The sequence below is a fragment of the Dyella sp. 01N448 genome (assembly GCF_056399225.1).
Genome location: NZ_JBFTQX010000003.1, coordinates 128017 through 150448 on the forward strand (window position 1 = coordinate 128017; position 22432 = coordinate 150448).

General features: G+C 59.0%; 17 protein-coding genes. 3 read left to right on the plus strand and 14 right to left on the minus strand.

Going from position 1 to position 22432, the window contains the following annotated elements; all coding sequences use genetic code 11:
* The first annotated feature begins 60 nt into the window (after positions 1–60).
* On the plus strand, positions 61–915 hold the full coding sequence (locus tag AC1DKY_RS04660; protein ID WP_441602551.1) for a glycosyltransferase family 2 protein: 855 nt from the start codon (positions 61–63) through the stop codon (positions 913–915).
* 6 nt (positions 916–921) lie between these two features.
* Positions 922–2118 carry a glycosyltransferase gene (locus AC1DKY_RS04665; protein WP_477179883.1) on the plus strand — a complete coding sequence of 399 codons (1197 nt, stop codon included), beginning with the start codon at positions 922–924 and terminating at the stop codon, positions 2116–2118.
* Between the two features lie 130 nt (positions 2119–2248).
* Here the strand turns inward: AC1DKY_RS04665 and AC1DKY_RS04670 are convergent, their stop codons facing one another.
* The 9 genes from AC1DKY_RS04670 to AC1DKY_RS04710 all read right to left on the minus strand — a co-directional run bounded on the left by AC1DKY_RS04670 (position 2249) and on the right by AC1DKY_RS04710 (position 13746).
* A complete protein-coding gene (locus AC1DKY_RS04670) occupies positions 2249–3325 on the minus strand; it encodes a glycosyltransferase family 4 protein (protein ID WP_441602553.1) in 1077 nt (358 codons plus the stop codon).
* A 44-nt stretch (positions 3326–3369) separates the two neighbouring features.
* The gene (locus AC1DKY_RS04675) at positions 3370–4335 is read right to left on the minus strand and encodes a GDP-mannose 4,6-dehydratase (RefSeq protein ID WP_441602554.1); all 966 of its coding nucleotides are present in this window, start codon (positions 4333–4335) and stop codon (positions 3370–3372) included.
* Between the two features lie 3 nt (positions 4336–4338).
* Entirely contained in the window at positions 4339–5433 is a 1095-nt protein-coding gene (locus tag AC1DKY_RS04680; RefSeq protein ID WP_441602555.1) for a glycosyltransferase family 4 protein, read from the minus strand.
* Positions 5434–5536: 103 nt separating this feature from the next.
* The gene (locus AC1DKY_RS04685) at positions 5537–6907 is read right to left on the minus strand and encodes a lipopolysaccharide biosynthesis protein (protein WP_441602556.1); all 1371 of its coding nucleotides are present in this window, start codon (positions 6905–6907) and stop codon (positions 5537–5539) included.
* Positions 6904–7842: a GDP-L-fucose synthase family protein gene (locus AC1DKY_RS04690; protein WP_441602557.1), complete on the minus strand. Its 939-nt coding sequence runs from the start codon at positions 7840–7842 to the stop codon at positions 6904–6906. The genes AC1DKY_RS04685 and AC1DKY_RS04690 overlap by 4 nt, the downstream gene beginning before the upstream one ends.
* Positions 7835–8944, minus strand: coding sequence for a GDP-mannose 4,6-dehydratase (gene gmd, locus AC1DKY_RS04695; RefSeq protein WP_441602558.1), 1110 nt, complete (start codon positions 8942–8944; stop codon positions 7835–7837). Before gmd ends, AC1DKY_RS04690 begins: the two co-directional genes overlap by 8 nt.
* Positions 8945–9040: 96 nt before the next feature.
* A complete protein-coding gene (locus AC1DKY_RS04700; RefSeq protein ID WP_441602559.1) occupies positions 9041–11086 on the minus strand; it encodes a tetratricopeptide repeat protein in 2046 nt (681 codons plus the stop codon).
* Between the two features lie 106 nt (positions 11087–11192).
* Positions 11193–13121 carry a hypothetical protein gene (locus tag AC1DKY_RS04705; RefSeq protein WP_441602560.1) on the minus strand — a complete coding sequence of 643 codons (1929 nt, stop codon included), beginning with the start codon at positions 13119–13121 and terminating at the stop codon, positions 11193–11195.
* A 184-nt stretch (positions 13122–13305) separates the two neighbouring features.
* Entirely contained in the window at positions 13306–13746 is a 441-nt protein-coding gene (locus AC1DKY_RS04710) for a pilin (RefSeq protein WP_441602561.1), read from the minus strand.
* Between the two features lie 564 nt (positions 13747–14310).
* Here AC1DKY_RS04710 and AC1DKY_RS04715 point away from each other — a divergent pair.
* On the plus strand, positions 14311–16386 hold the full coding sequence (locus tag AC1DKY_RS04715; RefSeq protein WP_441602562.1) for a dipeptidyl-peptidase 5: 2076 nt from the start codon (positions 14311–14313) through the stop codon (positions 16384–16386).
* A gap of 137 nt (positions 16387–16523) precedes the next feature.
* Here AC1DKY_RS04715 and AC1DKY_RS04720 read toward each other — a convergent pair whose 3' ends face one another.
* From AC1DKY_RS04720 to AC1DKY_RS04740, 5 genes are all read right to left on the minus strand, one after another.
* A complete protein-coding gene (locus AC1DKY_RS04720) occupies positions 16524–17432 on the minus strand; it encodes a hypothetical protein (RefSeq protein ID WP_441602563.1) in 909 nt (302 codons plus the stop codon).
* Between the two features lie 157 nt (positions 17433–17589).
* A complete protein-coding gene (corA, locus tag AC1DKY_RS04725) occupies positions 17590–18606 on the minus strand; it encodes a magnesium/cobalt transporter CorA (protein ID WP_441602564.1) in 1017 nt (338 codons plus the stop codon).
* A gap of 45 nt (positions 18607–18651) precedes the next feature.
* Entirely contained in the window at positions 18652–19851 is a 1200-nt protein-coding gene (locus tag AC1DKY_RS04730; protein ID WP_441602694.1) for a lipoprotein N-acyltransferase Lnb domain-containing protein, read from the minus strand.
* Between the two features lie 71 nt (positions 19852–19922).
* Positions 19923–20768 (minus strand): HlyC/CorC family transporter, encoded by an 846-nt coding sequence (locus tag AC1DKY_RS04735; RefSeq protein WP_441602565.1) that lies wholly within the window; start codon positions 20766–20768, stop codon positions 19923–19925.
* A 141-nt stretch (positions 20769–20909) separates the two neighbouring features.
* The gene (locus AC1DKY_RS04740; RefSeq protein WP_441602566.1) at positions 20910–22427 is read right to left on the minus strand and encodes an efflux transporter outer membrane subunit; all 1518 of its coding nucleotides are present in this window, start codon (positions 22425–22427) and stop codon (positions 20910–20912) included.
* Positions 22428–22432 lie beyond the last annotated feature (5 nt).

The window sequence follows — 22432 nt, forward strand, 5'->3', positions numbered from 1 at the left end:
CTGCTGCTGAACGCAGCGGAGCTCAGGTTATGATGCCGCTTCACTTCCGGGGACACGCTCTTGAGCCGCCTAAGCATCATCCTGCCTGCCAAAAACGAGGGGGCGGCCCTGAAAGGCCTGTTACCTCGCCTGCGACTAGCCCAGCCGGAGGCGGAAATCATCGTGGTGGACGACGGTTCGACTGACGATACACGCGACATCTGTATCGCGGCAGGGGTGACCTGCCTATCCTCGCCTTACTCCATGGGCAATGGCGCAGCCATCAAGCGCGGTACGCGCGCGGCCTCCGGTGACATGCTGGTCTTCATGGACGGTGACGGACAGCATGACCCCGCCGATATTGCGCGCTTGCTGGAAAAGCTGGGAGAGGGATACGACATGGTCGTAGGCGCCCGCGACTGGAGCAGCCAGGCCGGCGTGGGACGAGGCGTAGCCAATACCATTTACAACTGGCTGGCCACGCGCATGACCGGCCATACGGTGGCCGACCTGACCTCCGGCTACCGCGCCGTGCGCGCGGACAAGTTCCGCGAATTTCTGCACTTGCTGCCGAACGGCTTTTCATACCCCACCACCAGCACCATGGCCTTTTTCCGCAGTGCTTACCCCGTGGCTTATGTCCCGATCAAGGCCGCGCAGCGCATTGGCAAGAGTCACATCAAGCCGATCAAGGATGGAATCCGCTTCCTCTTGATCATCTTCAAGATTGCGACGTTGTATTCGCCGTTGAAACTGTTTGCGCCAGCAAGTGCGGTATTTTTTGTCCTGGGTTGCGCGAACTATACGCGTACGTTCCTTTCGTATGGACGCCTGACCAACGGTAGTACGTTGATGTGGAGTGCTGCGGTAATCGTGTTTCTCATTGGACTGGTATCGGAGCAGATCACCTCATTGACGTACCGTCGGAGCGATTAAGTAGATATGGAAGTACGGCCGCGCCTGCTGGTACTCACATCTACCTATCCGCGTTGGGCGAATGATCCGGAGCCGGCCTTCGTACATGAGTTGGCGCGGCGCTTGATTGATCGTTTCGAAGTGCACGTGCTTTGCCCTCATGCGCCAGGGGCGAAGATACGAGACCAGTTGGATGGCGTGCATGTGCATCGTTATCGCTATGCGCCTGAACGTTGGGAGGTCTTGGTCAATGACGGCGGAATGCTGGCCAATGTGCGCCGCTCTCGCTGGAAGTGGCTGTTGGTGCCGGGGTTCGTCCTCGCGCAATACATTTTCACTCGTGCGCTGGTGCGGAAGCTTCATCCGCAGGTGGTGCATGCACACTGGTTATTGCCTCAAGGGTTGATCGCTGCGGCTGCGATTCGCAACGTGCCGTGGGTGGTGACCGCGCATGGGGCGGATCTTTTCGCATTGAAGGGGCCCCTTTTCGCACACCTTCGTCGATGGGTGGTCCGCCGTGCGTCGGCTATCACCCTGGTGAGTCAAGCGATGCGAAATCGCTTGCTGTGCGAAGTGCCGGATAGTCACGTATCAGTCCTGTCCATGGGCGTGGATACCGCAAACCGCTTTACGCCGGGTGCGGATCGCGGGGACAGCGAGTTGCTCTTTGTCGGCCGTCTAGTTGAAAAGAAGGGTTTGACGCACTTGATTCAGGCGTTGCCGCAAATTGCGGCCCGGTGCCCCCAAGTGATGTTATCCATTGTGGGTGCTGGTCCCGAGGGGGAGCATCTGCAGCAACAGGTCCGCGGTCTGGGAATAGAGCGTCATGTTCGATTTCTCGGAGCGCTGCCGCAAACCGAATTACCCGGCCACTACCGGCGTGCGACCTTGTTCGTCGCGCCATTCGTCGAGGCTGCCAGCGGCGATCAAGAGGGCTTGGGGTTGGTTGTTGCTGAAGCAATGGCGTGTGGCTGCCCAGCCATCGTCGGCGACGTGCAGGCGGTGCGAGATCTGGTCAATGCCCAGACAGGACGGGTCGTGTCGGCGCCTGACCACGCGGCGCTGGCGCAGTGTATCGTCGGCTTGTTGAGCGATCCGGCGGAGCGCGCTGCTTTGGGCGAGGCCGGGCGGCGCCATGTTGAGCAACACTTTTCCTGGGACGTTGTCAGTCAACGGTACGGTGAATTACTTCTTGGTGTGACCGCTGACAAGAAGTGTGGGTAGTCTCCGTGACCCGCCGTTTATGTTCGCGCAAAAAGCCACGACCCGCCCAGTTAGCGATCTGCACGGGATTCCGTTCGCCGTATGGCCCAGTCCTGCGAGGCTGTTCAGCACGAAGAGATCTGTTGAAGTCTCAGGGGCTTCGTTCGACAAGCAGGTCGTGCCATTGCCGACCACTTTTGTCCCAACTGGGCAGGTTGCCGTAGCTTGTCTCGGTGTTCTTCAACAGGGCCAGCGTGAGCTCGGAAAGCGCATGTGCGTTCCCGACCGGGGCGATGTGCACGGCGTTGTCTTTGAGCATCCAGCGCACAGGCTCTGTCGAAGTCGCGACAACTGGCACTCCACAAGCCATAGCTTCGCAGAGCTTTGCCGGATAGCTATATCGCCCAAAGCTGGTGTCAGCAGTGATGACGTACGCCACGTCGAGCGCGTTGAGAAGGATCGGCAGCTGCTCATCGGTGAGGTAGCCCGTAGCGATAACCCCCGGCTCTTCGAGCACGTGGGCAGGGGGTTTGCCGCTAACGACTAGTTTGGCTCGTGGTTCGTGCGTGAGGGTCTTTCTGAACGCACGAATGAGTACATCTGTTCCTCGATTCTTTGACCAGCTTCCCACATATCCAAAGAGCGGTGCATCCACAGGCAAGTTCAGTTCAAGGCGACACGTATGTTTGTCTTTCTCTACGAACTCTGGATCGGCTGCCATCGGTACAACGTGCGCTTCGATTCCTTTTCGCCGATATGACTGTAATAGTTGGGCAAGTTGCGGCCCCGCAGCAGTCACCAGGTCAGCAGAACGGATAGCTCGTCTCCAGGCAAAATGGAGTGGTAGATTCCACGGAATATACGCCTCGAAGTTGTCATAGGCGTCCAGAGCCAGACGGGCCCCGCTGCGCTTCGCGAGCTGCCTGGCCAAAAGTCCGAACCAGATATCTGAGCAGCCGATAATCCAATCGGGCTTCATCGCGTCAACGTGGGTTGCAAGCCTCTTCCACAGTCCCATAGGCCCAAGCGTTCGCACATCCAGGCTTGTCCATTTCACTCCGGCGCTGATCTTGCGGGCCTCCGGAAGCTTGTGATGGCTGCAAAGCAAGACCTCAACTTGGTGACCTTGTTCCGCCAGTACTCGGGGCAGATGGAAAAACCTGCCGTAAGGACGGAGCAGGAGATCCCGTTGCTGAGGGTGGCGCTTGCTGAGAAAAAGCAGACGCATGGGCCGTTTCGTTCCTGCGAGTGAATGGTTCAACTGGGCTAGTGTCAATCGGAATGTCGTTTCAACTCGGCGGCGACCATCTCTTTGACCACGTCTTTCATTGCGCGATGAGCGCGCCACTGCAGAATGCGATTGGCCTTACCTGGTGACGCCGAACTTTGCTTGAGGTCGGTAGGTCTGAACAGATTGGGGTCCACCTGTACATGCTCACGCCAGTCAAGGCCAACTTCGGCAAAAGCCAAATCGACGAATTCCTCCAGCGTATGGCTCTGGCCCGTAGCAATCACGAAATCCTCAGGGCTTTCATGCTGGAGCATCATCCACATGGCTTCTACATATTCTGGCGCCCATCCCCAATCTCTGGATATCGACAAATTCCCAAGTTTGAGTTCTTCCTTGCTTCCGCGTGCAATTCTGGACGCTGCCGACGTGATTTTACGCGTGACAAAGCGTTCTGGCCGCAATGGCGACTCGTGATTAAAGAGGATGCCCGTGCATGCAAATAGGTTATAGGCCTCGCGATAGTTGGCAACCTCCCAATAGGCTGCGGCCTTGGCAACGGCGTATGGACTGCGAGGCTGGAACGGAGTGAGTTCGTCGCAAGGCATGTCACCGGATGCGCCGTAACACTCACTCGACCCCGCGTTGTAGAGCTTGATGCCGCTACCACTGAACCTGATTGCTTCCAGCAGATTGAGGGTGGCGATACTGATGCTCTCCATCGTTTCAACGGGTTGTTCAAACGAAAGACCCACGGAACTTTGACCGGACAGGTTATAGACCTCGTCAGGTTGAACCTTGGATATGGCCTGAAAAACACTGCGGAAGTCGTTAACTGCAACCGACAACAGGGTGATGTCGTCGCGAATACCGACGGCTTTCAGGTTCGAAAAAGTTGCCATCTGCGCATCACGAGAGGCGCCATAAACTTGATATCCCTTCTCTAGCAGGAACTTCGCCAGATAGCTCCCGTCTTGGCCGCTGACGCCGCAAATCAAGGCGCGTTTCATAATTCAGCTCTCCAGAATCTGGCGGTAGACATTCAGCGTGCCAAGTGCGCACGCATCCCACGTGAATTGCTTGATACGTTCATGTCCCATTGATGCCAGCTGTCTCGATCGCTCTGCAGAGAAAACGACACGCTCAATGGCCTTTTGAATGTCATGAGGATCGGCTGGATCGAACAACTCTGCGGCGTTTCCGACGACCTCGGGAATCGAGCTTGTGTTTGATGCGACCACCGGGCAACCATTAGACATGGCTTCAATGGGCGGAATGCCAAATCCCTCGTAATGCGACGGATACACGAGAGCTGCGGCAGATGAGTAGGATTGCGCCAGTAGGGCATCGTCGCCGGACCTGTGAATTATCTTGGCGGGCGAAATGTTCAGAGATCTCGCAAGCGCGCGCTCCGTCTGGGTGAGCTCTCCTCCTCCAAAACAAACGATAGCGAAATGCTCTTGCAGCGCAGCTGATGCTGCATAGGCATGCAGGAAGCCATCGAAATTCTTGTATCCACCACGTTGACCGACATAAAGAAGATACGGAGACGTGGATGGATCCTGGTCGGGCGTCACCTTGAAGGATGGTGTAGCCAAGGAATGCCCAAGATGCACGACGGAGACCTTGGACTCAGGAAGATCTGCATATTGCAGCAAGTCCCTGCGCGTGCTCTCCGATATGCAGATAATGTGATCGGCACGTTTGACTGCCTGCAATTTCACGTCTCTCGTCTGGTCGTACTTTGAGAATGATGACGGGAAAAGCTCATGAATCATGTCGTAGACAGTAACGACCCGCCGGGCATTCTTCGGTGAGTAATTCAGGCGCGAATAATACGTCTCGTGGAAGATCGACACGTCTGTCCGGCGGGAGATGATTGCCTTTCCCAGTGCCACGTTTACGAGTCCAAGGAGTGGAGCGCCTCCCTTGAATTTCTTGACACGGAGGCCCCGCGGCTGCGCATATCGGTTGACACTTAGCGGGGCAAATACCTGGACGTCGTCCCCAGAGATCGCGGGAATGCGTTCGGCCATTTCATGGAAGTAACGCGACACTCCGCCGTAGCTTTGGCGGCTGAAGATTTGATGGTCGTATAGGATCTTCATTCGTGTTACTCAAATAGCTCGAACTCGTGAATCGTTGTGTACGTATCAGTGGCTGCACAGATGGAAATGACCAGCGAGTGCGTTTGCGAATCGAAAGGACCGACTAGTATCGCGATTGCGCCACGGTTTCACGAATATGCTCAACTCTGAGCCCAAGGGGCAAGAGAACGAGCAGCGTGTATACCGTTAGAGTAATCCACGGCAGCATATCCGCTCCAAAATGTGTGAGGGCGTAGGCCTTGCACGTAAAGGTTACCAACGAGAAGGGAACAGCCAAAAGAAGCTGATAGCGCAAGACACTGGCCGCATTGAGCAAGGTCGACGTCGCCGTACCGATGGCGTCGACCACGCAGGCCAAGGCAAAGCCGAACAGCAACCAAGCAGAGGCCTGGGCTGGGTGATGCAGCCAGATGGACGTGACGGGTTGGTAAGCCAGCGCAAGCACGATACCGACGCAGCATGCATACGCACCGGCCACGAGCGCGGAGCGTTTAAACGTTCGATACACCCATCGATGGTCACCCGATGCGAGCGCGTGACGATAGGTGGGCCACAGCGGCGCCCATACAAGGGCCAGAGTCATGGGAATGATGGAAAACAGCCTTTGTGCCAGCGCGTAGACGCCCGCTTCGGAGGGTCCGCGCAACGCAGAGATGAGGGGCAGATCCATCGAGAAGGCCAGAGAAGCAGCCAATTGCAGTACAAAGAAGGAAAGCCCCTCACGGCGAATTCGTGTGGCGTAGTCTTGCGTTGCGGCAGGCAAGGGCGCAGAAGATACAGCAGGCAGGGAGCGCCGTAAGTACAGCAGATTGCCAGCGGAGGCCAGCAGTGGCGTGAGGACCGTGGCAGCAGTAAGCGCTACGAGAGATCCGTGCTGGGTGGCGACAACGATCACAACAAGTAGCGTTGTCAACTGGCCGGCAGCTTGCCATCGGAACGCCCGATCACCTTGACCGAGTCCCAGTTGCACGCGATTCGCCATATTGAGGGGGATGGCACAGACAACGGACAACAAAACCATAAACGAAGCCGTCCTGGCGACACCCTCCATGCTCTCGGGTACACCGAGTAATCGGTGCCAAGGCATAAAGGCGCCCAATGCGGTAGCAATCACTGCCACATAGGCGGCAATTTTAAAGAGCGCGCGCTGACTTTCGCGGACGATGATTGGAATCTCAGGACCCGCGTCACGTCCACGTGCCGCTGCGACGAGATTCATGGTGCCGTTGCCGAAGCCGAAATCGAGAAAGTTAGAGACGGCAATGAACGAAACAAGGGTAGCCCAGACGCCGAATTCGTTTTGACCGAGCGCATGGAGCACAAAAGGAACGGATAGAAAAAGATTTGCGGCCGCGGCGGCTTTGGCGATCAATGACCAGAAACTGGTCCGAAGTATTTGCAAGCCACGGGGGCCGAGATGGTCCAGTGGCCGGAACTTAGATGCTGGCGGGGGCGGAGTCTCATTCGGACTCATGAGCCCACATACGCCCCATAGGTCTGTTGAAGTCCCTCTTGGAGCGAGATGCCGGGGCGCCAACCAAGCTGGGACAAGCGGCTCACATCCAGTCGCTTCCTCGGGGTGCCGTCAGGTTTTTTGTCGTCGAACGCCAGCGAGCCTTGGTATCCGACGACCTGGGCTACGGTGCGCGCGAGCTCCGCAATGCTGACTTCTTCCCCTGAGCCAACGTTGACGAAGTCCGGGCCGCCGTATTGGCGCATCAGGAACACCGCTGCGCTCGCGAGATCGTCCACGTGGAGAAATTCCCGAAGCGGTCGCCCGCTCCCCCAAATGGCTACTTCTGGGCTATTGACAAGCTTCGCTTCATGAAAGCGGCGGATGAGCGCGGGAACGACGTGCGAATTCTCGGGGTGGTAGTTGTCACCAGGCCCGTACAAGTTGGTTGGCATGGCACTTATCGCGTCGAAACCATACTGTTCCCGATAAGAACGGCACATCATCAGCCCTGCGATCTTCGCGACGGCATAAGCCTCATTGGTCGTCTCAAGCGGACCGGTGAGCAAATATTCCTCTTTGATGGGCTGTGGGCAGTCTCGCGGATAAATGCAGGACGAACCCAGGAATAGGAGTTTCCTGACTCCATGTCGCCATGCACTATGGATCACGTTTGTTTGGATGGCTAGATTCTGATGGATGAACTCAGCGGGATAGGTTGCGTTGGCATGAATGCCTCCCACCTTGGCGGCAGCTAGAAAAACGTATTCGGGTTTTTCGCGCTCAAAAAAACGCTCGACTTGATCCTGCCGAGTCAGATCGACCTCAGCATGCGTTTTCAGCAACAGATGGTCCGCGCCCTCTGCAAGCAGATGCCGCACGATCGCCGAGCCCACCAGCCCGCGATGGCCAGCAACGTAGATTCTGGCGTGAGCGTCCATGATTGCCTCACTCATGACGTTCTGCCGAGACAAACCCGGCATGTTTGACCAGAAGATCTCGCTTGGCGAGGTCCAAGTCCACGAGCATCATCTCTTGGACCAGCGACTCAAACCCTGTCTTCGGCTGCCAGCCCAGCTTTTGTCTGGACTTTGTCGGGTCACCGAGCAGCGTGTCGACCTCTGCGGGTCGAAAATAGCGCGGATCAATGGCAACGATCTGTTGACCCGTGCGTACGGCTGAATCGGCTGGCGCCGACGACACAATGCCACGCTCATTCGCGCCGTGTCCCGTCCATTCGATCTGGATGCCTACAGCGCCCGCTGCTTTGTCAATAAACTCGCGGACCGAGTGCTGAATTCCTGTGGCAATCACGAAGTCTTCAGCCTGCTCCTGCTGAAGCATGAGCCATTGCGCTTCTACGTAGTCTCGAGCATGCCCCCAGTCGCGTCTGGCATCGAGGTTGCCCAGATAGAGGCATTGTTGCAGGCCAAGATGGATGCGCGAGATCGCACGGGTGATCTTGCGAGTAACGAATGTTTCCCCGCGCAATGGCGACTCGTGATTGAACAGAATGCCGTTGCAGGCATACATGCCATACGCTTCACGGTAATTCACAGTGATCCAATAGGCGTAGAGTTTTGCCACGCCGTAGGGTGAGCGCGGATGAAACGGGGTCGTTTCCTTCTGCGGTGTTTCCTGAACCAGGCCGTAGAGTTCGGACGTTGATGCCTGATAGAACCTGGTCTTTTGCTCGAGTCCGAGGATGCGTATGGCTTCCAGCATACGTAGCGTGCCCAGCCCGTCAGCATTCGCCGTGTATTCCGGAGTCTCGAAGGAAACCTGGACGTGGCTTTGAGCGCCGAGATTGTAGACCTCGTCGGGCTGCACCTGCTGAATAATGCGAATTAGGTTGGTCGCATCCGTCAGATCGCCATAGTGCAAAAAGAACCGGCGATGCTCGTCGTGCGGGTCTTGGTAAAGATGATCAATTCGATCAGTGTTGAATGACGACGCACGGCGCTTGATTCCGTGGACCTCATAGCCCTTGGCGAGCAGAAGCTCGGCAAGATAGGCGCCGTCCTGGCCGGTGATTCCCGAAATAAGAGCCCGTTTCATTGGCGATATTTGCAAGTCGTAGGAGGGGTCATAATACGGCTTTGGACACGGGTGGGTGTGGCACGCCTTGTGCGGTGGTGCCCTGAGTCAATTAGCTCAGTTGCTTTGCGCATGCGGCGCATCGTCTTTCTGCTTTGCTGCGATACGTGCATTTAGGGTGGCGATCCCCTCATCCATGTGCCCGGCTAGGTTGAATGTCTGAAGGCCGCGCAATGCTTGACGGGCCTCGTCAAGGCGTCCAGCGTCGGTCAGCATGCGAACCAGAGTGATTCGGTACGCCGGTTCCTTTGGATTGGCGTTGACGGCATCTTGCAGCATCTGCACGGCAAGGTTGTGGTCGGCCAATACCTCCCAGGCGTACATGCCGTACATGTTCAATAGCCTGGCACTCGGATTTGGATGGGACAGGGCGGCCAGATAGGCCTCAAGCATGCGCTGCTTGGGCAGGTCGCACTCGCCGTTGGTCTGGCACGAACTCAATTCCTCAAGCGAACTTTCATCCTGAACCGTGGATTTTCTTGCCTTGAGTTTGGCAATCATACTGTCCCACCAACGATCCTCTAGCGGAACGTGCATGCGTGAATTCATGAAGATCAGCGCTTGCTGGGGAAGGATCGACGATTCTGGCAGGGCTGCAGCCTTCTCCAGCGCGTCGTAGGCCAAGCTCCGATAAGGTGAAGTAGGTTCGTAATTCGAGTAGATAATGTAGGTGCGGCCAAGCTCATACATGGCACGAGGCGAGTTGGGAGCCCGCGATGCAAAGTCGGACGCTTGCCGCAATGAATCTCCCCAGGCGTATGACGTGACGAGTGTCAGGGCTGACCAGCAAACGACCAGTCCGCCGAAAAGGATGTGTCGTGGCATCGCGAGCGGGAGTGCCCCCCTCGGCGAACTCTTGCCGGTAGAGCGCCACGAGCCCGGCGCGGTCAGCAGGGGAACAATGACCAGCATGATGCCAAAACCGGCAAAATAGTTTCGATGCTCGTAGACAAGTTCGAGCGGGAGAATGGTTCCGGTCAGGAGATGGCCGCTGATAAACCACATGATCCCGAGCGCGACCAGCGGGAAACGTCGACGCACACGCACGGCGAACGCGGCCAGGACCAACAGTGCCAAAATGCTGGCGAGAGTGGTCCAAGGAGCAAGCAAGCTGCTCGAGACTTGATATTGGTCGTGGTAGAACGACAGCGCCTGTGGCGTTGGTAGCACGGTCCAAATGAGATAAGACAGAACGACGCGCCCCTCCGTCAACAGGCGGGTTGTAAGCGTGAAGTCGCGCGTTGCCCAACTCGTCGGATCGAGAACAGCTGGAAGTAGCCACGCGATACCAATCACCGCTGGCAATAACAACGTCAGGCCAAACAGGGTGCCAATGCGCCAATCGAAGGGCCGTTTTGTCTGGCGGTCGTCAGCACGATCTCTCGATGGTGCCGAAAAGCCGAAGAGAATCCACTCAGCGCATAACGCATACAGAGGCAGGAGTACTGCCGTTTCTTTCGCCAGCACGCCTACGGTGGTCGGCACAACAATGCTCAAGGCGCAAACGAGGATTCCACGCCATGACCGACTCGGATGGGTGTCTGGTGTGGTCGGGGCGAGCATGGATATACGGCCCGCGGTATAGCCGATAAGACCCAGCAAAACAAACAGATTCGCGAGGCTCTCTTCGCGCTGCACAATGTAGAGGACTGCGGAGAGATTGATGGGCAGAATCATCCATGCGCCAGCTATGAGAGCCGCGACGACGTTTGCCCGTTCTTTGGTAATTGACTCGGAGAGTGCTGCGACCCGAAGAAGCAACAACCGGGACAGCACGAGCATCAAGATGCCATTCAACAGGTGGATGGCTAGATTGGTTAGCTTCCAGCCCCAAGGATTGAGGCCGCTGATCGCAAAGTTGACCACGAAGGTAAGTGACGCCAGGGGCCGCTTGAACTCGCTGGCTGGCGACGACAGCGCGGCACGAACCAATGCCCGAAAATCGAGTTTCGTTGGCTGCACTGCATGATTGCTGAGGATGTTGGGGTAATCGTCGAACAGCCATCCACCGGAAAGGCCAGGCCAATAGATGATCATGGTCAGCATCAGGGCCAAGACAAAGAGCAGGCGTTCGCGTGAACCGTAGCGCTTGAGAAATGACATTGCGTGGTTAGCCAGTGCTCGTTGGTTGGAGGGCGGCGGCCGCCCTGTAGTGTCCCAATTATGGATGACCGATGCCTGCCTCGCATCTCGGAACCATCCGTGAGGGTCACTTCATGCGCTTGATCTCGGCAATGACTTCGGCATTGACAGCCTTATCGTCCACCAACAGACGTCTTAACAGTGGCAGGCGACTGGTGTCGGTGTCTTGCAATACGCCGATCGCCTGCTCACGAAGGCCTGCACTGGCAAGGTATTTCGCCTGCAGTCGGGGAATGTTGGCGTCGGGGTCCGCCCGGTAGGTGGCGTCCAGTTCTCGAATGGCCATGTCTAGATCGCCATGCTGCACGGCCCAAAGGTGCTTCTGGTAGTGAAGAATGCCGCCGGAAACAGCATTATCACGGTAGGCAGGGTTATCCAGCATGATATCTACGCTGCTTTTCCAGCGGTCACTATTCAGCGCGGGGCACTGATTGCCGGTCGCCAGAATGCGCAATGTCTCCATGTTTTCGAAGGCAGTGCGATCGAAAGAGGATGTGCGCAGAAGTCGATCTAGTTCGTCCACGTCGTGGCTGCTGAGGGTGCCCAGGCTGCACAGCAGGTAGATGCGGTTGGCCTCAAGGCCAGCATTGTATGGGTGGCGCGCCTTTATCGTATCAATGGTGCGTAGCGCTTGATCCAGGTGTCCGCTTTTGGACAGGCGATCCGCCAGATAGCCTTGAGCTCGAAGAGAATCTGGTTGTGCATTGGCCCACACTGTCGCCAACAGGTCTTCTGACGCATAGACACGTGCACTTAAGGCTGTTGCAAAGCAGCAGGCAACCAACCAGATTCCGTAAGCCAGTTGAGCGAGGCTTCGCGGTGCGGCCGCCACCAACCGTGTCATCCCAATGCCAATAGCCATCATCACGCCGATCAGAGGTACATAGTTCCGATGCTCAAAATAAAGCTCGAGCATCACGGTCGAGCTTTCGATCAAATGCCCACAGAGATACCACAGGATCGCTAGGGCCAGCAGCGGCCGGCGCGTCATCGAGGAAAAGGCCGTCGCCACTCCAGCGATAAGCAGGGCGAAGCAAAGCGCCGTGCTAAGTGGCGACGCCAAGCCACGCGAAACAACGAGATCGTCGTGATAGATCCCGTAGACACCGAATCGGGGAAAGAAGGTGTTACCAAGGTAGGTGGCCAGTACGCGCGGCTCGGTCAGCAGGCGCTCGCCCAGCGTGAAATCGCGGATGTACTGTTGGCCCCAGGCGACGTAGCCGGCGTGCAGCAGGTAGGCCAGCACAAAGAGCGCGGCCGGCCATATCAAAAGACGGCGCAGCCATTGGAGTTGGCGGGGTAGCCTGCGTGCCTGAGCCCGCAACACCGTTGCGTCAAGCACCAGCGCGTAAACGGGCAGCAGGATGCCGTTTTCCTTGCACAGTATGCCCAGCACCGTGCACAGGCCAAGGCCAGTCAACATCCATGCCGCACGGCGGGATACAGGTAAATCGTCGCGAAGAAGGCTGCGCAGGTAAGCAAGTAGGCCCAGCAGGACGAACAGCGCCATCAGCAGTGTCATGCGTTGCACTACCAGCACTACGCCAGAGAGCTCCATGGGATTCAGCAGCCACGCCGCCGTGGCAAAGAGGGCGGCAAGTTCATGTTGTTCCGTGGGCCGCGGCGAATTGCTCTTCTGGTCAAGTGATCGGGACAGATGCCTGGTCAGCTGGAATACGAGGAAGCCACACCCAAGATGCAGGGCTAGGTTCACCAACTTGAATGGAAACGGCGAGCCGGGCCAGTCGCTTCGTTGAGGAAGAAAGCTCAACATGGCCAGCGGACGGCCGGGCAGGTCTCTTGCTTGAGAAAGATAGATGCCCAGGTCGCGCCAGCTCGACACATGATCGATGCTGGTCAAGGCCGATAGATTGGGAAAATCATCAAAGAGAAACGGCCCCCGCAATGCCGGCCAGTAAAGTGCTGCGCAGACGATCAGTATCATGATCAAGAGCAACCACGTTTGCGTGGATTTGGCCGGGCGATCGAAGATCATGTAATTGGAAATCCCCACGAATCTGGCCTTGCGTAATCAGGATACTTTGGTGTTCTGCGGCGGGTACTTGTCCGGCCAGTCTGGACGATCTTCGAGTCTCACTATTGGTAACCCAAACGAAAAAGACCCCTCCATCGGGAGGGGTCCATATACGCGATCCAGCAGATTTGCTGCAGTGATCTTATTACTGGCAAACCTTCGGGAGATACTTCGGATCGACGGTGGAGGTGCAGGTCCAGACGATCGTGCCACCGTTGGAGATGTTGCCCGACAGCTGGACAGTCTTCTGGTTCAGGGGCGCCGAGACGGAACCGGTGGACTTGAACGTGGCCGTGATCGTGCAGGGGCCGTTGCCACCGGCGATGGCGGTCTGCTGCACATACTTGCCAGTGTAGCTGCCGGCCAGATAGAAGCCGGTGGTGCCGTTGGTCGGGCACGAGCCCGTCTGGTTGAAATACTCGACGACCGGCGTCTTCAGGCCGTCAGCAATCGTCTGCGATTCCGAGAACTGCGACTTGGTGATGTAGTTCTGGTACTGCGGGATGGCGATGGCAGCCAGGATCGCGATGATCGCCACGACGATCATCAATTCGATCAGGGTAAAGCCCTTCTGCACGTTCTTCATGGTGGTTCCTCTGTTTTTGGTTAGCTAACCGGTAATGCCCCCTGAGCCCCGGTCCCGATTCCCCCTAGGCGGGAACGGACCCCCTTACTGCGGCCTGGAACGACCAGGAAGCTCGCGGCAATTGCAGCACGTTATGTGCCACTTGTGCCACTTGGCAGGTCCCCGCTGGGTAGCGGGTGTGTGGATTGTGCATAGGGTCACGAGACCCGGCAACCTGATTGGATCAGGCTTTTTGCAGGATTGTCGAGCCCGTCTCGCTGCGGTGGATCGGCATGCTAAAGCGGGGCAGAAAGTGACGTTGCACGTCAGTTGATTTGTGAGACCCCCGTCTCAAAGTGCTCGGGATGGTCACTTCCCTTGGGTTTTGACGGGCGCTTTCCGAGGTGTTTTCGCCAACTTTCAGGCTGCCAAGGGGGCGATGAGAGCGCTACGTTCGAGGCTGGCGGTCCGACCAGCTACCTGTTCGCCTCGCTGCTGTGGCTCCCCATGCCGCACCGTGCCTTGCCTCGGACCCCCGTCGACTCGTACCGTCACCGCTTTCGCAACACCCAGGAACCCCACCCAATGAAACCCTTGTTTGTCGCGCTGGCGCTTGCGTTGGCCGGACCTTCTGCCGTTGCGGCTGAGGTCGAAAACCACGGTACCCACCCTTTCACTATCCGCGATCTGGTGATGATGGATCGCGTTGGCGATCCGCAGCTGTCGCCGGATGGTCGCCAGGCGCTCTATACCGTGCGTGCCACGGATTACGCAGCGAACAAGGGCGTCACTTCGATTTATGTGCTTGACGTGGCCAAGGGGGGCGCGCCGGTCAAGCTGGTGGAAAAAGCGTCCTCGCCGCGTTGGGCGCCCGATGGTTCGGCCATCTATTACGTTGCCGACAAAGATGGCGTCTCGCAGTTGTGGCGTCGCCCCTTGGGCGCATCGGCCACGGCAGCGCAGGTGACGCACGCGCCCATCGATGTCGACGGCTACAAGCTTTCGCCCGATGGCAAGAAAGCCTTGCTGACCTTCGGTGTGTTCACCGACTGCACCGATCTGGCCTGCACCAAGGAGCGTCTGGACGGCCGCGCCAAGGACAAGGCCTCGGGCACGGTTTACGACAAGCTCTTCGTGCGTCACTGGGATACCTGGGCTGACGGTCGTCGCGCGCAGCTCTACATCGCCGATCTTGATCAGCCCACGGCGCAACCCATGCTGCTGACGCGTGGCATCGATGGCGATGTGCCGAGCAAGCCGTTCGGTGATGATGGCGAGTTCAGCTTCTCGCCCGATGGCAAGACCGTGTATTTCGACGTGCGCATCGCCGGCAACAGCGAGCCGTGGTCGACCAATTTCGATGTCTATAGCGTGCCGGCCGATGGCTCCGCCGCACCGCGCAACCTCACGGCCGAGAACCTGGCGTGGGACGCGTTCCCGGTGCCGTCGCCAGATGGCAAGACGCTGTACTACCTCGCCATGAAGGTGCCGGTGTCCGAAGCCGATCGCTTCCGCATCATGGCGCTGGACCTTGCCAGCGGGCAGAAGCGCGAAGTGGCACCGAGCTGGGATCGTTCCGCGGGTGGCATGCAGGTGTCGGCCGATGGCAAGACGCTCTATGTCACCGCCGACGACAACGGGCAGCGCCCACTGTTTGCCGTCGACGTGGCAAGCGGCAAGACCACCACTCTGGTCAGCAACGGCGAAGTAGGCGGCTATTCACTGGGCAAGTCGTCGCTACTCGTGCAGCGCGATGACCTGAAGCACTCGGCGGACCTCTATGTTGCCGACCTGCAGGGCAAGGGCCTCAAGCAGGTCACGCATTACAACGCCGAGCAGCTCAAGAAGACCCAGATGGGCGAGCCGGAGTTCTTCACCTTCAAGGGTTGGAACAACGAAACGGTGCAGGGCTATGTCGTGAAGCCGGTGGGTTACAAAGCCGGCAAGAAGTATCCGGTGGCCTTCATCATCCATGGCGGCCCGCAGGGCGCGATGAACAACAGCTGGAGCTATCGCTGGAATCCGCAGACGTATGCCGGTCAGGGCTTTGCTGTGGTCACCATCAACTTCCACGGTTCGACGGGCTACGGCCAGGCGTTCACCGATGCGATCTCGGGCGACTGGGGCGGCAAGCCGCTGGAAGACCTCAAGGCCGGCTGGAGCGCCGCGCTGTCCAAATACAGCTTCCTCGACGGTGATCGCGCCTGCGCGCTGGGCGCCAGCTACGGCGGCTACATGATTTACTGGATCGCCGGCGTGTGGAACCAGCCTTGGAAATGCCTGGTCGACCACGACGGCGTGTTCGATGCGCGTGCCATGTATTACGACACCGAAGAGCTGTGGTTCGAAGAGCGCGAGAACGGCGGCACGCAGTACGAGCACCCGGAAAACTACGAGAAGTTCAACCCGGTCAACCACGTCAAGGATTGGCGCGTGCCGATGCTGGTCGTGCATTCGGCCAAGGACTTCCGCATTCCCGATACGCAGGGCCTGGGCGCCTTCACGGCGCTGCAGCGTCGCGGCATCCCGAGCAAGCTGCTGCACTTCCCGGACGAGAACCATTGGGTGCTCAAGCCGCAGAACAGCGTGCAGTGGCATGAGTCGGTCAATGCATGGTTGAAGCAGTGGACGGCTGAGCAAACCCCAGCGTCGTCTCATTGATCGGTAGCCCCCGCTGCAGCGTGCAGCGGGGGCTTTGAGCTGTTCCTGGACCTTTGCCTGGCGTCGGTGTCATACGGCGACGCCGGGCCGTTATTGGCGTCGTTTCGCCGCGATGCTCCTGATGCAGCATTGCTGGATCAGAGTTTTTCCAGCTGCCCAGTATCCGTGTTGAAGACTGGAAGTCCCTTGATGGCAAGAAGTCTGTCCGCGCCACTCAAGTAGGTGAGTGCCCCATCGGGGGCTCTGCTCTCTCTGAACTTCGAGAGTACAAAACCCTGCTCCAGCGGAATCTCACATACGGTCGCATTGAGGGCGTCTCTCTTGACGAAGTAAGCGTTATTGCCTGCGCTATTGCATCCGACAAAGGCGTAGCCCTTGGCAGATGCGAGCTGATGAAGGGCTCTGAGCGACGCGCCGAAATAGAGATTGCTGCTATGTGCCCTTGATCGTTGGAACGACTTGTCGTACGGAACGGTGATCGCCCGGTCCAACCCGAACACACTGTTGTACTCAAGGATCAATAGCGTTGGCACCACGGCATCGATCTCGTTGAGGATCCAGTAGTCGTTTCCGTCAAGATCGATATGGAGCAGGCCAATATCGGTTGGGAGTCTGGATGATCTGAGCAATTCGTTGATGTTCTCCCTATCAATGAATGCCTCCTTGGCCGTCAGATCGTATCGCCAGTAGTACTCCGATCCGATGATCTCTTCGATGTTTTGTTTTCCTCCGTCCATGATGAGGCCGGACCAATTGTTGTTCATCATCAGGAATCGCGTGTTGGATTCGCGGTAATTCTCGACGCCAAACTCGACAAATGTTTTGGACGGAAAATTGAGGTGGGCGGTGAGCCACTGAATGATTCCGTCGTCACCCCACTGCGAGAAAATCCTGAATTCGACATCTTCCAGGCGTTGGATATTCTTCTTGGCCCTGACGCTGTCGGACAGCAGCTTGCCGGTAGCCAGAAGCTGCCGTTCTGCCTCTGGCAATACATGCCGGCGAAGCGCAGATTTTAGGCGCTTAAGTTGTATGGAAACGGGCATGGATCTCCCCGGAAGATGGGTGCTCAAGACAACCGGAACTATCCCGGTTTGGCGGCATCGTATTAACGGCGATAGGGTAGTACGACTTTTTGGTCAAGGCGCAGGCTGCTGCGGCGGCTCGCTTTGATCGGACAGGCGAAGCGCGGAAAGCGATTCCTTAGAGCCATTTGCTTCGTTTGAGCACGTAATAAATACTGCCTACCAGTACCGCCACAATGCCAATGATGGCAGGGTACGCCCACGGTTTGCTGAGCTCCGGCATATGCGCGAAGTTCATGCCGTACCAGCTCGTGATCAGCGTCGGGGCGGCAAGCATGGCTGCGTAGCCGGCGAGGCGCTTCATCACTTCGTTCTGGCCGAACGTGACCAGCGACAGGTTCACGTTGATGGCGGCGGCGAGCATCTCGCGCATGGCGCTGATCGACTCGTTGACGCGGAATACATGGTCGTACACGTCGCGGAAGTAAGCCCGCAGTTCGTCCGGTATGAGCTGCGGATGCTGCCGCACCAGCTGGCTGATGATGTCCTGCATCGGCGCCACGGCGAGTCGCAAGGTCATCAGGTCGCGCTGCATGTCATACAGGCGGCGGATCGTGCTGCGCCTGAACGTGTCCGAGAAGATGTCCTTCTCCAGCTCCTGCAGCTCCTCGCGGAAGTCGCGCACGATGGGCAGCAGGTTGTCGACGATGTAGTCGAGCACGCCATACAGGCCATAGGCTGGCCCCAGCGCGAGCAGGTCCGGCGTATGTTCGCAGTTGCGCCGGGCGGGGGCGTACGAGAGCGAGGCGCCATGGCGCACCGTCACCAGATAGCGCTGGCCCAGGAACACATGCGTCTCGCCAAAGGCAAGATGCCCGCTCACCAGCTGCGCGGTTTGCACCACCACGAACAGTGAGTCGCCATAGGTTTCGATCTTGGTGCGCTGGTGTGCCGCCTGGGCGTCTTCGATCGCAAGATCATGCAGGTCGAATTCCTCCTGCAGCTTGTGCAGCAGCGATTCGTCGGGCTCGTGCAGGCCGACCCAAACAAAGGTGTCCGGTTGCTTCAGTACTTCGCTGATGTCATCGACACTGATGTCGCCGATGCGTTGCCCGTCGAAGCGATAGGCAACGCAGTTGACGACCATTGAGGAAGCAGGGGTGAGGCCAGCGGGTTTGGCGGTGGTCATATCCATGCGCAAATGATGCGCCGGGATGGAAGACAGGGCAACGACAACGGTTCACACCGTGGCGACGTTGGCCACCTGCTGTCGACGCATGCACCAGGCCGTTACCAACCAGATAGGCAACGCAAAGAGTAGCCACGGTTGGTTCTGTTGCACTACACCGGGCAGCACGTGCAGCAGGCAGGCGATCAGCACAGCGAGCAGCTGCAGCATGATCGCGCCCGTGGCGAAGCGCGAAGCGGCGAGGTGTTTGCGCGAACGCCACCAGGCCGGCAGCAGCAGGAGGGCCAGCGGATTGAACAGCAGCAGATTGGCGTTGGCCCATGCGGAGTGGTGCGTGGTGAGCGTCCACAGGATCAGCAGCGCGATGCCTACGAAGCCGGCCAGCAGCAGATAGAGCGAGCCGAGCAGGGCGCCGACGATCGGTGCAAAACGGTAGGCGGCGATCAATACGACCGCAAAAATCAGCCCAGCCAAGGCTAGCGGCAGACGAAGATCGGGTGCTGAGGCCGGCGGCGCGTCAAGACGATTGGGCGACAGCACCTGTTCGTCGATCACCAGGGGCTGCGCGTGGCCGTCGGCGTTTTTCACCGTGACGTGGTTGACTGCCTGCTGCAGTTCCATCGGCAGGAACGCTTCCTGCCAGGCATTGAGCGGCTGGTCGGCGTAGGGGCCCAGGCCCAGGTCGAGGATCAGCATCAGCCACGCCTGCTGGCTCATCAGGCGCGCAGTCTGCTGGCGATAAGTCATGCCGCCCTGACGCGCTTCGAGCTGCGGCTTCAGGATGCCACCGAGAGCCTTGTCGAGCGCATCGCGCACGCGGGTGGCGCAGTTGCGCACGTAGTAGTCGTAGTCGTAGCGCGCGTTCTCGGGCTGCAGATTCCACAGCAGGTAGTCGCGCATGTCGGCCGCCTGGGCCGGCGTGAAAGCCAGTCGCTGGCGTGTGACCGAGCGACCGACTTCGGTGTAGTAGTGCTGGTCGACGTCGGACGGCGCGGCGTCCATCAGATAGTGCATCTGGCCTTGCGCGAAATGCAGCAGGAAGCCGCTTTCGTCGAAGTCGAACACGCCGTAGTTGAAGGTCACCGCTTCGCCGCTCACGCTGTCGCGCAGCTCGATCGCGTCGTGCCCGAAGCGTTCCCAGTACGTGTCGCCGGGACCATAAGTGATCAGTGACACGTCGAGGTTGCTGCCCGGTGCATTGGCGACGCCGGCACGCGCGTGGGACGGCCACAGCAGCAGGCAGCACAGCATCAGGCTGGCCACGCTGGCGATAAAACGGCTCAGGCGCGGCGACGCCGACGTTCCACCACGACGATGCACGATCAGCTTTCCTGGCGAATCACGCGGAACGCCTGGACACGGCGATCGTCCGCTTCGGTGACGTGGAACAGGTAGTCGCCAATGGCGATTTCTTCGCCCACTTCCGGCAGGTGGCCGAATTCGGAGGTGCACATGCCGCCCACCGTATCGAATTCCTCGTCGGAGAAGTTGGCGCCGGTCTGTTCGTTGAAATCGGCGATCGGGGTGAGCGCGCTGACTACCCAGCCGCCGCCCGATTGCTCGTGCATCAGCGTGGGTTCTTCCTCATCGTCGTGCTCGTCGTCGATCTCGCCGACGATCTGCTCGAGCACGTCTTCGATGGTGATCAGTCCGGCGACGCCGCCGTATTCGTCCACCACCAGCGCCATGTGGTTGCGCGTGTGGCGAAACTCGGCCAGCAACACGTTGAGGCGCATGGACTCGGGAATGAGCACGGCCGGGCGCAGCACGCTGGCGATGTCGAAATGATCGCCATTGCCAACGAAACGCAGCAGGTCCTTGGCGAGCAGGATGCCGAGGATGTCGTCCTTGTCTTCGCCATGCACGGGAAAGCGCGAGTGGCCGGATTCGACGACGGTCTCGAGGATCTCGCGCAGCGGCGCTTCGGCCGAGAGCATCACGATCTGCGTGCGCGGAATCATGACGTCATCCACGCTGAGCTCGGTGACCTTGATCGCACCCTCGACCATGGTCAGGGTGTCGATCGACATCAGGCCGTTGGTCTGGGCGGTGCGCAGCTCGTCGATGAGCTCTTTGCGGTTGCGCGGCTCGCCAGAAAACAGGTGGCCCAGTCGATCCCACCAACTGCGGTGGGCCGGGCCGCTGGTACTGCCAGGGTCCTCGTTCATTACTCGTGCGGATGCAGCCCGAACTCGGGCGGAATGGTCAGTCTAGCGGAAAATTCGTGACGATTCAGGAACAAGGCGCAGGAGGGGCTGGCGCCGATACGCAAGGGCGGCGCCGCCTCCCGCCGTCAGGAGCTGTTGAATTCACCGGGCGCTGGCCGTTGCCGCTGGTGGCGAGGGTGCCCGGGCAACCCCGGCCGTCTGTCCGCGGCCGCCATTCCAGCCGCCGCCAAGCGCCTTATAGAGGTTGACCTGGTTCACCGCCTGGTCCAGTTGCAGGCCGACCAGCTTTTGCTGGGCGGCATACAGTGAACGCTGGGCGTCCTGGGTGGCGATGTAGTCGTCCATGCCTTCCTTGAAGCGGACCTGCGAGATGCCATAGACGCGTTGCGACTGGTCGACCAGCTCCTGCTGGGCCTTGAGTTCGGGGACGATGTGGTCGCGCACGGCCAGCGCGTCGGCTACTTCGCGGAAGGCCTGCTGGACGGCGCCCTCGTAGGCGGCCGTGGCGCCGGTGTAGCGGGCCTTGCTGGCGGAGAGCTCGTTCTTGTTCTTGCCCCAGTCCAGCAGGGGCATGGCTGCCGAAGCTCCGGCGTTCCACGCCAGCGAGCCGGCCGAGAAAAGGTTGGAGAGGCCGCCGCTCAAGGCGCCGAGCGCAGCGGTCAGCGCAATATTCGGGAAGAAGGCGGCACGAGCGCGGCCGATGTCGGCATTGGCTGCGCGAAGGCGATCCTCGGCTGCGACGATGTCGGGGCGGCGATCAAGCAATGACGAGGGGAGCCCCGCCGGGACGTCGGTCAACAGAGGCGCCTGCCACTGGCTCGGTGTGCCGTAACCAGCCGGCAACGGCTGGCCGATCAGCACCGTTATGCCATTGATGTCCTTGGCGATGCGGGTCTGCACATCTTCGACATCCACCTGGGCAGCGCTGACCTGAGTCTGCGATCGGCGCATGTCGAACTCCGACACGCCGCCATCTCTGAATGCGTTCTGCATCACCTGCGCGTGTTGCTGCTGCGCGGCGAGCGTCTGCTGGGCCAGTTGCAGCAGGGCGCGATCGGCGTTGAGTGCCAGATACGCGTTCGCCACTTCACCGATCACGGCGATGCGGGCGGCCTGATAGTCGGCAGCACTGGCTTCTGCCAGCTTGCCCGACTCGTGCGCAATGGCGCGCTGGCGACCGAAGAAATCGAGTTCGTAATTGGTCATGCCGGCCTGTACCTGGAAGGTATTGAACGAGGCGGCGGTGGTTCGGTTGTTCTGGATCGGGCCCAGCAAGCCGTTGCTCGGCTGTTGCGTCATTCCAGGCAAACGCTGGCGTCCGGCGTAGCCTTGCAGATCAATCTCGGGGAACAGATTTGCACGCGCCACGCCATAGCCCGCGCGCGCCTCGGCCATGTTGGCGGCGGCGATGCGCAGGTCGCGGTTGTTGTCCAGCGCGATCTCGATCAAGCGCTGCAGCGCCTGGTCTTTGAAGAAATCACGCCATTCCAGTTCAGGCATGGCGGGCGCTGGCGTGGACGTTGTGGAGGACTGCGTGGTCCTTGCCTGTTCGGGGAAACGGTTGGGCACGGGCATGGACGGGCGCTGATACGCCGGCTCCATCGTGCAGGCGGCCAGCAGGCACGTCGTGAGAGACACAGCGACTATCAAAGGCTTCATGGCTA